This is a genomic window from Pseudomonas frederiksbergensis (assembly GCF_900105495.1).
Classification (GTDB): domain Bacteria; phylum Pseudomonadota; class Gammaproteobacteria; order Pseudomonadales; family Pseudomonadaceae; genus Aquipseudomonas; species Aquipseudomonas frederiksbergensis.
The window spans coordinates 3,388,321-3,400,000 of the sequence record NZ_FNTF01000002.1 but is presented as its reverse complement, the minus strand read 5'-3'; the positions used below and the strand labels follow the sequence as shown (position 1 = coordinate 3,400,000).

Annotated in this window: 10 protein-coding genes, 1 rRNA gene and 1 pseudogene (1 of these 12 cut by a window edge); all 12 read right to left on the bottom strand. The window is 57.9% G+C overall.

Annotated features, from left to right (window positions below):
- Positions 1–522 (bottom strand): 16S ribosomal RNA (locus BLW70_RS16090) (it extends 1,017 nt beyond the left edge of the window).
- Between the two features lie 630 nt (positions 523–1,152).
- Positions 1,153–1,488, bottom strand: a complete 336-nt coding sequence (locus BLW70_RS30285) for a hypothetical protein (protein ID WP_139273390.1) — start codon at positions 1,486–1,488, stop codon at positions 1,153–1,155.
- A gap of 16 nt (positions 1,489–1,504) precedes the next feature.
- Positions 1,505–1,702, bottom strand: a complete 198-nt coding sequence (locus tag BLW70_RS16075; RefSeq protein ID WP_074875509.1) for a hypothetical protein — start codon at positions 1,700–1,702, stop codon at positions 1,505–1,507.
- Positions 1,703–1,869: 167 nt separating this feature from the next.
- Complete coding sequence (arsJ, locus tag BLW70_RS16070; protein ID WP_074875507.1) at positions 1,870–3,084, bottom strand: organoarsenical effux MFS transporter ArsJ; 1,215 nt, start codon at positions 3,082–3,084, stop codon at positions 1,870–1,872.
- 9 nt (positions 3,085–3,093) lie between these two features.
- Positions 3,094–4,098, bottom strand: a complete 1,005-nt coding sequence (locus BLW70_RS16065; RefSeq protein ID WP_074875505.1) for an ArsJ-associated glyceraldehyde-3-phosphate dehydrogenase — start codon at positions 4,096–4,098, stop codon at positions 3,094–3,096.
- Between the two features lie 159 nt (positions 4,099–4,257).
- A complete protein-coding gene (locus tag BLW70_RS16055; RefSeq protein WP_074875503.1) occupies positions 4,258–4,620 on the bottom strand; it encodes a metalloregulator ArsR/SmtB family transcription factor in 363 nt (120 codons plus the stop codon).
- 8 nt (positions 4,621–4,628) lie between these two features.
- Positions 4,629–4,700 (bottom strand): annotated as a pseudogene (locus BLW70_RS31130) (arsenate reductase ArsC); the annotation flags it as partial.
- A gap of 187 nt (positions 4,701–4,887) precedes the next feature.
- Positions 4,888–5,697, bottom strand: a complete 810-nt coding sequence (locus tag BLW70_RS16050) for an energy transducer TonB (protein WP_074875501.1) — start codon at positions 5,695–5,697, stop codon at positions 4,888–4,890.
- Positions 5,694–6,140: a protein TolR gene (tolR, locus tag BLW70_RS16045; RefSeq protein ID WP_074880602.1), complete on the bottom strand. Its 447-nt coding sequence runs from the start codon at positions 6,138–6,140 to the stop codon at positions 5,694–5,696. Before tolR ends, BLW70_RS16050 begins: the two co-directional genes overlap by 4 nt.
- 13 nt (positions 6,141–6,153) lie before the next feature.
- The gene (tolQ, locus tag BLW70_RS16040; protein ID WP_074875499.1) at positions 6,154–6,855 is read right to left on the bottom strand and encodes a protein TolQ; all 702 of its coding nucleotides are present in this window, start codon (positions 6,853–6,855) and stop codon (positions 6,154–6,156) included.
- Between the two features lie 96 nt (positions 6,856–6,951).
- Positions 6,952–8,865 carry a phytase gene (locus BLW70_RS16035; RefSeq protein WP_074875496.1) on the bottom strand — a complete coding sequence of 638 codons (1,914 nt, stop codon included), beginning with the start codon at positions 8,863–8,865 and terminating at the stop codon, positions 6,952–6,954.
- Positions 8,866–8,906: 41 nt separating this feature from the next.
- Complete coding sequence (locus BLW70_RS16030; RefSeq protein ID WP_074875494.1) at positions 8,907–11,435, bottom strand: TonB-dependent receptor; 2,529 nt, start codon at positions 11,433–11,435, stop codon at positions 8,907–8,909.
- Positions 11,436–11,680: the final 245 nt, after the last annotated feature.

Below are 11,680 nucleotides of genomic sequence, written 5' to 3'. Positions count from 1 at the left end.
GGCTGCTGGCACAGAGTTAGCCGGTGCTTATTCTGTCGGTAACGTCAAAACACTTACGTATTAGGTAAATGCCCTTCCTCCCAACTTAAAGTGCTTTACAATCCGAAGACCTTCTTCACACACGCGGCATGGCTGGATCAGGCTTTCGCCCATTGTCCAATATTCCCCACTGCTGCCTCCCGTAGGAGTCTGGACCGTGTCTCAGTTCCAGTGTGACTGATCATCCTCTCAGACCAGTTACGGATCGTCGCCTTGGTGAGCCATTACCTCACCAACTAGCTAATCCGACCTAGGCTCATCTGATAGCGCAAGGCCCGAAGGTCCCCTGCTTTCTCCCGTAGGACGTATGCGGTATTAGCGTCCGTTTCCGAGCGTTATCCCCCACTACCAGGCAGATTCCTAGGCATTACTCACCCGTCCGCCGCTCGCCACCAGGTACAAGTACCCGTGCTGCCGCTCGACTTGCATGTGTTAGGCCTGCCGCCAGCGTTCAATCTGAGCCATGATCAAACTCTTCAGTTCAAACATCTTTGGGTTTTTAAGAAACCCTAAACTTGGCTCAGCAATCGTTGGTTACATCTTTGATTTCTCGCGGAGTAACTTGTGATGCTGATAATCTTGTTGACTATCAGTCTGACTCCACAAGCACCCACACGAATTGCTTGATTCAGTTGTTAAAGAGCGGTTGGTTAAGATCTTTCGTCTCAACCGAGGCGCGCATTCTACAGCAGCCTCTGTTGCTGTCAAGCGGTTTTTTTTCGAAGTTTTCAAAGTTTCCTTTGAAACTTCAACCACTTGCGCTTTCGATCTCTCGCTAGCGGGAGGCGAATTCTACAGCGTTACTCGCTGCTGTCAACACCTCTTTTACACCGCTTTCGACCGAGAAGATCGAACCGTCAAAATAGCCAAGCAACCCTGCTCTTTCAACTCCTTCTGGGCTTCGATGACCTGAAGCAACTCGCTGTCGAAAACCGCATAACTCATTGTTTACCAAGGAGTTTTCAGTTTCGACTGCGCCGGAAGTGGGGCGAATTATAGACTTCCAGAATCTGCCGTCAATCTTTAATTACGCGTTTCTATTAATCACTTGCCTGGGTGCCACTCAACACCACTATTACGGGAAAGTGCACCGGTGCGGTCGGGCTATCTCAATTACCGCATATTGTCAGCTGACGACGTCTCTTCATCCGCCTCTGGCATGTTTCTCTCGGCCGGATCTCTCCAATCTTCAGGACGTTCGTCCTTTGGCTTTTTTAAAGGATCGGGCTGGCCTGGATCATCAGGACGCTGCGGCTCCTCGGAACCCGGCTCAGGCTTGGACGGAACAGAACCTTGTGTTCGATCTTCAAAACTCGAATCAATGGACATACCCACCTCGCAATTGAGGTCCAGCTTTTCTGGGTCGTACACATTTGAATTCTGCGTTAGCGCGGGGTGCAGTCCAGTTGATGAACGGGCTTGAAAAACCGGCGCTTGGGCCAGGTTCATGAACGACACGCAAGCGTCAAGGCTCTGGATGCTCGCTCGACACTGAGTTGGTGGCATCCACATCGGCCATTTCTTCATCGACAGGCGCTTCGTCGTCTGGAGGCAGCGGAACCTCAGGTTCTTTCTCGTTGGAATCATGTCCTGTTTCGTTATCAGTGCCGCCCGTTACGCCCTGCTGAGATTTATTTCCAGGAGCATTCTCATCAATGTCCATGCTGGCTCTCCGTTCTGATACACGGGAAGTCCGTGCTTGTATTTGAGAGATGACAACGTATTTGCAAGTGCCGAGCATTGGACGAATGGACAAACAAAAAAACGGCGCAATGGCTGCTGTCGCCCCTCTCAGGACACCGCGCGACATTTATAGAAGAAAAGATCGCTCTACACCGAATGCTTGGGCAGCCCGATAGAAATCAAGGCCGCGAGCAGCACGAAAGCGCTCGATATCCATAAGCAGGCCTCCAATCCATGCAGCTGGTACACCCAGCCTGAGAGCACCGTGCCGATAAGACGGCCCATGGCGTTGGACATGTAGTAAAAGCCCACGTCCAGCGATACCCCGTCTTCCTTGGCATAGGACACGATCAGGTAGCTGTGCAGCGACGAATTCACCGCGAACAGCGCTCCAAAGACCATCAGTCCACCCAACAGCACCACCTGTTGCGACGGCCCAGCATTCAGCCCTAGTGCAATGGCCGCAGGTAGTCCTGCCAAGGCAAGTGCCCATAAAAATGCCGCACGACCATCCGGTACGTGTCCACGTTTCTTGCCGGTAATGTTCGGAGCGAAGGACTGCACAATGCCGTAACCGATCACCCAAGCTGCGAGGAAACCGCCAACCTTCCAGAAGTCCCAGCCGAAAACACTGCTCAAGTAAACCGGCAAGGCCACCACAAACCAGACGTCGCGGGCACCGAACAGGAACATCCGCGCCGCTGAAAGGATATTGATCGCCCGGCTCTTGGACAGGATGTCGCGAAACCTGGGCTTGACCTTGGCCTTGCCCAAGTCCTTCTTCAACAGGATCAGGCTGCTGATCCAGATCAGCGTCAGGACGCTGGCCATAGTCAGCAACGCACCTTTAAAACCAATCAGCGCCAGCAAGGCTCCGCCGAGAAAGAAACCGATGCCCTTGAGTGCGTTCTTCGAGCCGGTGAGGATCGCCACCCACTGGTAGAGCTTGCCCTGCTGCCCATCGGGGACCAGGAGTTTGATAGAGCTTTTGGCACTCATCTTGTTCAGGTCTTTGGCAATTCCCGACAGTGCCTGAGCGCCCATCACCCAAGGGATGGTCAGCCAAGCTACCGGAACGGTCAGCATCAGCAGCGCCGCGACCTGAATGCCCAGCCCGATGTTCATGGTTCGGTTCAACCCCAGACGGGCGCCGAGGTAGCCACCCACAAGGTTGGTGATAACGCCAAAGAGTTCGTAGAACAGAAACAACGCCGCGATTTGCAGTGGGCTATAGCCCAACGCGTGAAAGTGCAGCACCACCAACATGCGCAATGCGCCGTCGGTGAGGGTGAAGGCCCAGTAATTGCCCGTGACGAGCAGGTACTGCCGCACTTCCGGAGCGAGGGCTGACAACGCTTTCATGACCGCTCCTTAGACTGCCAGACCGACCATTTTGGCCAGTTCGACGGTGCGGTTGGCATAACCCCATTCGTTGTCATACCAGGCATAGAGTTTGACCTGGGTGCCATTGATGACCATGGTCGACAACGCATCGATGATCGATGAACGCGGGTCAGTACGGTAGTCGATGGACACCAATGGACGCTCCTCGAAACCGAGAATGTCTTTCAGCTCGTTCTCCGAAGCGTCCTTGAGGAACTGATTTACCTCTTCGACAGTGGTGGCTCGCTCGACTTCAAAGACACAGTCAGTCAGCGAAGCGTTGGCCAGCGGAACGCGTACGGCGTGACCATTGAGGCGCCCACGCAGCTCCGGAAAGATTTCGGCAATGGCGGTGGCCGAACCCGTGCTGGTTGGGATCAGACTCATACCGGAGGCACGCGCACGACGCAGATCCTTGTGCGGCTGATCGAGGATGCTCTGGGTGTTGGTCAGGTCATGGATGGTGGTGATCGAGCCGTGGCGAATGCCCAGCTTTTCGTGGATCACTTTCACCACTGGCGCCAGGCAGTTGGTGGTGCACGAAGCGGCCGTGACGATGCGATGTTCAGCCGGTTTGAACAGCTGATGGTTGACGCCCATGACGACGTTCAACGCGCCTTTTTCCTTTACTGGAGCGCAGACCACCACACGCTTGACGCCCTGATCCAGGTAGGCCTGCAACACCGCCACGGTTTTCATCTTGCCGCTGGCCTCGATCACCAGATCGCAACCCGACCAGTCGGTGTCGGCAATCGCTTTGTTCGCCGTTACTTTGATCCGCTTACTGTCGATGACGACGCTATCGCCTTCTGCGCTGGCTTCGTTGTGCCAGCGACCATGCACAGAGTCGAAGTTGATCAGGTGCGCATGGGTTACCGCATCGCCTGCCGGATCGTTGATCTGTACGAACTCGAATTCCGGCCAGTTCCAGGCTGCTCTCAGCGCTAGGCGACCGATCCGACCAAAGCCATTGATTCCAACTTTGATGGTCATGTGGTTGTGCTCCGTATCTGTAGTCAGTGAGAGTTCGACTGAGTGTCGAACTGGCCGATGAATTGGCTGAGAAGCGGATGGTGCTGCGTCCATGCGGTTTTGAATGCTTCGCCGGGAGCTTGATCGTCTTCTACCGGCAGGTGAAACCACTTCAACGATCTAGCTTTTACAGCAGGCGAGTGCCCGCTCAGGACGGTCGCCCATTTCATCAAGGCGTTTGGCGTCAGGGCTCAACCAACGCTTATTGCTTTCGAGCACAGTGGTCAGCACTTGATGGACCCAATCAGGAAGATTCGGGTGCAGTCGGTAATACACCCATTGGCCTTGCCGACGGTCCGACAGCAAACCGCAATTACGCAGCTGTGCCAGGTGTCTGGAGACTTTTGGCTGACTTTCATTCAACGCACAGGTCAGCTCACAAACACAAAGCTCTCCTTCACGAGTGATGAGCATCATGGTGCGCACCCGAGTGTCGTCAGCCAGGCATTTGAAAACAGTGGTCGGTGTCAGATGGTCAGCCATATCGTTTCTCAGTGTTTGTTTTTGACCTGGACGAACATCTTGATGCGCTCATGAATTTCGTGAAGGGTGTGACGGAAGGCGGATCTACCTGAACAGGAAGTCTCAGCTCATATACGGCTTTCCGAATATATGATTTATCGTATATCAGGTAAAGACTCAGCGGCACATTGATCCGTTAAAGGGACCTGACCCTGCCGAGCGGACTAATAAAAGCCAGAAACAGGGTCCAGCCATGGCGCATGACATGGCGTTGATGCGGCGCCCTTCTTATTTGATCCGATAATGGAACGTATTGCGCACGGCCGGCACCGGAACTGCTTGACCGTCGACGATTCGCGGTTGGTAACGGAAGGTGTTGGCGGCGGCCAGCGATGGACGAATAAACAGCGGATGGCAACCCTCAAGCACTCTGGGACTCTCGACTTTGCCCTGCGGGTTGACGGTGTATTCCACAGAGCAATCACCCTCTATGTTCTTGTCCAGAGCCCGCTGCGGATAGTCCGGCGCTTCCTTGCTCAAAGGCAAATATTGACGACTGTCGGCCGCCTTCTGTGCGGCCAGTTGGCGCGAGCGTTCGGCCGCCAGTCTGGCCTGCTCGGCGCGTTGTGCTTGCTGCTGGGCGAGTTCGCGTTGCTGTTGTTCGGCCTCACGGTTACGTCGTTGCGTCTCCTGACGCTCGCGCTGTTGCTCGGCTTGCTGCTCGCGTTTTTTATCGTCGACCCGTTTGCGCGCCAAGGCTGCCTGTTCGAGTTTTTTTTGTATCTGGAGCTGCGGATCGACAGCAGGTTTGATCGACTCGACGGGGGCGGCAGCAACGGGCTCGGGTGGAGCTGGCTCCGCTGAAGCTGGAACCGGTTCGGGTGCCTGCGGCTGCGGCGGCAACATCACCAATTGGGTTCTCAACACAGTCGGCTGCGTGGCTGGCGTTTTTTCCAGCGACCAGCCGTGTACCAACAAGGCCAGGACAATGACGTGCAGCGCCCCGGCCAGCCCCGCCGCCAAACTGTTTTGCCAGAACCCGCTGCGAACACTGCGCTGCAGCGAAATGGTCGAAGTGTGCATGATCATCGCCGTCATTGCAGAGCCTCGGTCACCAGCCCGAGGTTGCTGACCCCGCCCTGCTGCAACGCCGCCATCGCCGAGACCACACTGCCATAACCGGCGTCCTTGTCGGCGCGGATAAAGACCTGTGTGTCATGCCGCTCACTGACAATCTGCGCGACCTTTGCCCGCATGTCGTCGAGTGTCACGGCGCTGTCGGTCTGGTGCTGGGTATCGAGTTCACCGCCGAGGTTCCAGTAGTAACCGCCCTCGGCCTTCACCGACAGGGTCAGGATTTGCTGACGCGTGTCAGTGGCGAGGGCTTCACTGGCCACCTTGGGCAGGTCGATCTTCACTCCCTGAGTCAGCATCGGTGCGGTGACCATGAAAATCACCAGCAGCACCAACATCACATCGATGTACGGCACGACGTTCATTTCGGCCTTCGGCCCGTGCTTGCGTTGCGGTCTGACCAACATCTTCATTCTCCTCTCAGGCTGCGGCGGCCAGGTTCAACGACTTGCCGTGCAACGTGCGATGCAAGCGCACTTGAAGCTCATTGCCGAAGGCGTAGTAACGGGTGAGCAAGGTCTGGCTGCGGGAGGAAAAACGGTTGTAGGCAATCACCGCCGGAATCGCCGCAAACAGGCCGATGGCCGTGGCGATCAGCGCTTCGGCGATGCCCGGTGCCACGGTCGACAGCGTTGCTTGCTGCACCTGAGACAAGCCGAGAAACGAGTTCATGATTCCCCAAACGGTACCGAACAGGCCGATGTAAGGGCTGACCGAACCGACCGTCGCGAGGAACTGCAAGCTTTTCTCCAACTGCACTTCCTGCTCGCTGATGGCGACGTACAACGCGCGCTCCACTCCTTCGAGCACCACGTCGGCGGCATTGCCCGTGTGCTGATGAAGATGATTGAACTCGTGAAGCCCGGCGTGAAATATCGGCTCGACGCCGTTCTCGCTGTCAGCCGTTTCCCGGTACAGCGGCAGCAGATCCGTCGTGTCGCGAAAGCGCTGCACAAAAGCGTTCATCTGCCGTTCGCGCTGTTGCAGCACGCGACTGCGCTGGATGATCAAGTACCAACTGAGCAACGAGGCCAGCAACAGGGTAAGCATGACCGCTTTGACCAACAGACTGGCGTCGCTGATCAGCCCCCAGATCGTCATGTGTTCGAGTGTGGCCTGCATGGTGAAACTCCTTGTCTGATGCTCGCGGGCCGCCGATGCGCGACGGCCGTTGAGCTATTCGATGAAAAACGGATGACGGGTTGATGACAGCTCGGGTCAAGGCAACTTCAGGGCTTGGGTGACTTCGGCCCACGGCACAAATTTGAAGTTCTGCGTTTGCTCGGGCATGCGTTTGCGGCCGTCCTGCACCACCAGCATGCCTTGACTCCAAGGCCCGCCGAGGTTCACCGAGGTGACCTCCAGGCCGTCGGTTTCCGCCGCACCGTCGATGCCGAGCTCGGCGTTCAAACCGACGCGAAAGGCGCCGCGCGAAGCAAACGGTGGCTCGGCATCCAGCACCAGGTAGCTGTCGTTGCCTTGGCTGGAGATCACCAGATAGTCGTGAGCCGCACTTTGATAGAGCGCCAGTCCTTCCACATCGGCCTGCAGTTGCGGCCCGACCTTGATTACGCTGCTCAATGTCGCCGGTTGATCGGCGCGGGCATCCACCGCCCAGACGCCGACGTCTTCTTCACCGAGAAACAGTCGTTGGCGCTGGTCGTCGGCCACGCACCCTTCGGGTTGGCTATCGACCTTGAACTGACGCACCAACTCACCATGCACCGTGCCGTTCGGCGCGTTCAGGCGGTATTGCAGGAAGGTGCCGTCCTTGTCATTGGCAATGGCGTAAAGCTCGCCACTCGCGGGCTGAAACAGGCAGATGCCGTAGATGTCCTTGAGTGGCGTGGGGATCTCGCCAGCTTCGCGCAGCTCGCCGCTATGACGGTCGATGCTGAACAGGCTAAGGCTGTTGCGATCGCGATTGCTGGCCACGGCGAGGTCGACCGTCTGCTGGCCGAGTTTGAAATTCGGTCGCACGTCGACGTTGTTCAGGCGTCCGACCGGCAGGTCCTGCAGCAACTTGCCTTGCAGGTCGTACGCCAGCAGCCCCTGCTTTTTATTGGTGCCCAGCACACGGCTCAGGGAGGGTTGCTGGGGGTGAATCCAGATCGCCGGATCGTCCGCCGCATCGCCCTGGCGCCCGACCGGATCACTTTGACTCAGCGCTTTTACGCTTGGCAGCACTGGCGTCAACGGCATCGGCGTAGGCTGCCAGTCGAGCACGCCTTGATACAGTCGGCCGTCGTCATCGTCACGCAGCAGTATTTGCAGGCCTTTATCGGTTGGGCGCAGGGCGAGGCTTTCCGGTTCGTTCAAGCCTGGCAGCGCCAGGATTGCCTGAGCTGACCAGCGTTCACCCTGATGCTGATAGAGGTGCAATTGCGCCGCTTTCGGGTCGAGCGCGACAATGCCACCCGGCACCAACGCCATGGCGCCTGCGGTTTTTTTGATCTCGCCGAACGGTTCACGCATGGCCACCGGGCTGCGCGTGACATCGGCTTCGGGATGCGCCGGGTAGGCCCACCATCCGACGTTTTCCTCGTTGACCAGCAACTGATTGACGCCATCGTCGACCTGGCAATCCGTTGCCGAAGGCGGCAGCGGCAAACCGCGCACTCGTTGTGGCTGGGAGTTGAGCGTCGCGCCATTGCCCACCAGCCATTGCTCGCCCTTGCCCTCCTCGCCCACTAGAAACAGGAACAGGTTGCTCGCATCGTCGCGGTACAGGCACAGACCATTGACCGGGTAATCGCGCGGCGGCAGATAAACCGGTTGACCCCATGTGCGCTTACGCGGATCAAGGCTGACCAACAGTGCTTGCTGACGATTGTTGTCGAGGCTCGCGACCAACACTTGTTGGCCGGCGGCGCGGCTGTCCACGCCATTGAACGAGCCCTTCAAACGCAGCTGTTCCTTGCCTTGCGCATCCAGCAAGAGCAAGCCGTCACGCTCGCTGGCGGCGAGGCGTTCGCCGTCGGGGCTGGCGGGCAGAAACGCCACGGCATCGACCGACAGGTTCGGTGCCCAGGGTTTGAGAGACAGGGTCGGCGCAGCCGCCAGCACCTGGCCGGTGGTCAGGCAAATCAATGCAGCCAGCACGTGGCGCTTGGGTAGAAACGAAATACTCATGAACAGGCAAAGTCCTTGTCGTAAGAGAGCTGCAACGGGGCTTAGAAGTGGGTGAAGGTCAGGCCGAGCTTGTAGGTCGGGCCGTATTCTTCGTACTGGCCGTTGTAGGAGCGGTTGCCGGTGTAAACGAAATAGGGCTCGTCGGTGAGGTTCTGCGCCTCGAAGCTGACCTGGAGGTTTTTGGTCAGCGAGTAACGAGCGCTGAAGTCGACAAAGGTCTGGGCATCGACGTGCAGGTCGTGGGCCTTGTCATTGATCGAGGCGAGCTCAAAGAGGTAATCCGACTTGTAGTTGGCCGACAGGCGCAGGCTCAGCTTGTCGTCCTCCCAACCGAGCATCAGGTTGCCGACCGTATCGGCCTGATTGGGCAAATCGATGCTGCGCTTGCGATTGATACCGCTGGCAGCGTCGAAGCCTTTGATCTCGGCATCCGATCGGCTGAAGGTGGTATTGGCGCCAACCAGCAGGCCGTTCCAGGGCGCCGGCAGCCAGTCGAATTTCTGTGAGTACGCCAGCTCCAGGCCATAGAGTTTGGCGCTGTCGCCATTGGCGAACGTGTGGGCTTCGGAGAAATCGACCCAGGCACCCGAGCCTGCCAGGTCGGTGTTGTAGACGAAGTTCTTGATGTCCTTGTAGAACACGAACGCCGAGACGGTGCCGGCGCGGCCCATGTAGTGCTCGATACCGAGGTCGAGATTGCTCGACTCCAGCGGCTTGAGTTCCGGGTTGCCAAACGTGGCCTCGTCATCGTCGATGACAAACCCGGGCGCGAGCTGGCCGAAAGTCGGGCGCACCACGGATTTGGTCCAGGCCGCACGGACCTGAGTGTTCTTGTCCAGTTGATAGCGTGCGTGCAGCCCCGGCAACCAGTGGTGATAACGGCGCTTGGTCTCGGTGGACTGGAACTCGCCGTCGGTCACGCCGGTGCCCTTGGCTTCGAACTCGGTGCCCTCGTAGCGTAGACCGGCGATAAAGCGCCAGTCGTCGATATCGAGGGTGTTCATCAGGTAGCCGGAGTTGATGTCCTCGCTGATCTTGAAGTCGTTGACCCGCGATTCGGTCTCGTCATAGAAATCCGCTTGATTGAGGCCGCCGATCAACTGCTTGACCGCACTGCCACTGATACCCGGCCCGAACTGGCCGAGACGGTAGTCGACATTGCCCTTCTTGAATTGCGTCAGATTGAGTTGGTCATCACTGAAACCGAGATCGTCGAAGTCTTCATAGACCCAGGCGTCGAGGTTGTTGTCCTTGTTGCGCCGGCTGACCTTGCCACCGAATTTGACCTGGGACGCATAGCCTTTGAAGTCGTAGTCGCGAGCGAGATCCAGGCGCAGGTTTTTCTCGGTGTCGGTGGTTTTCTGTTTTTCCCAGTCGACTTTGTCGAGGCTGAAATTGCTCGGGTCGTAGAAGGCCTGGCCAATGATCGGCCGTGGCTTGTCATTGTCGTAGAAACCGCTGTCGGTGAAGTCATCAATACCGGCGAATTTGGCATTGGCGATGTGGCCCGGGCTGTCTTCGCTGGAGCGGCTGTAACCGGCCTGGCTGCTGACAGTCCAGAGGCCGAACATGCGCTCGCCACCGAAAACGTAGGACTGGATTTCCTGGGTCTCTTCGCGCTGCTTGAGTTTGCGCGAACCTTCGGCGTCACCCAATTCGCCTGCGGCCTGTGGATCGGCGAATTCGAAGCTGGTGGAGTTACGCGTTTCGCTGTCCTTGTAGCGGCTGTAAAGCGTGCGCAGGTAATAGCTGCTGAGGTCATCAGGCTTGTAATCGAAGTTCAGGCCACCGCCAGCACGTTCGCGGCTGATGTCGTAGTCACGTTGCTCGAACTCCTCAAGTTTGGCGCCCTGCTCGAAATCCCAGGCACCGCCGGTTTCGACGTTGTCCGAGCCGAAGTCGCGCTTCTGCCAGCTCAGCGCGGCGGCGACACCGAAGTTGTCGATGCCGTCGCCGAGGCTGAAACGATCACTGACGGCGCCGGAAAACTTCGGGCTGGTCTGGTGGGTGTTCTTGTCATAACTGGCTTCGCTGCTGCCGGTGTAGAACAGGCCCGTGTGATCGAAGGCCGAGAGGCTTTTCACATCAACGGTGCCGCCCAGCGAGTTGGCATCCATGTCCGGGGTCAGGGTTTTGATCACCGACAAGGACTGCACCAGTTCCGAGGGCAACACATCAAGAGCTACGGCGCGGCGTTCGCTTTCCGGCGACGGCACCAGCGTGCCGTTGATGGTCACGCTGTTGAGGTCCGGCCCCAGACCGCGCACGCTGACAAACCGTCCTTCGCCCTGATCACGCTCGACGCTGACCCCCGGTAACCGCTGCACCGCTTCGGCGACGTTTTCGTCCGGCAATTGAGCCACGCCGTCAGCATGCACCACGCTCTTGATGCTGTCGGAGTTGCGCTGTTCTTTCAGCGCCTGATCGATGCTCGCAGCCTGCCCGACCACTTCGACGTGTTCAGTGTTGGGTGCGGTTTCAGCGGCGCTCAGGCGTTCGCTGGCCATTGCCATGGCCAAGGCGGTGAGCGTAAAGCTGACGATCCCGGCGGTGCTGCTGCGCTGGTACATGGTGGTCCTCCCCAGAGTCCTGTAAACGCCAGGCAAGTGGCCCGGCAACTGGGAGGGCACGCTAGGGTCGACGGATGACAGTCCTGTGACACAGGTTGGCGGGAAGCGCTTTAAACCGGGGTTTTTAACGGTATTGCGGCACACATTGAGCTGATTTGACCTGTCACCGCCAGCCACCACTCAACTCCCCGCACCTGCCGAAGGCTGCGTGAGGGTATTCAGGGCATCGGCAGACAGAAAACTGC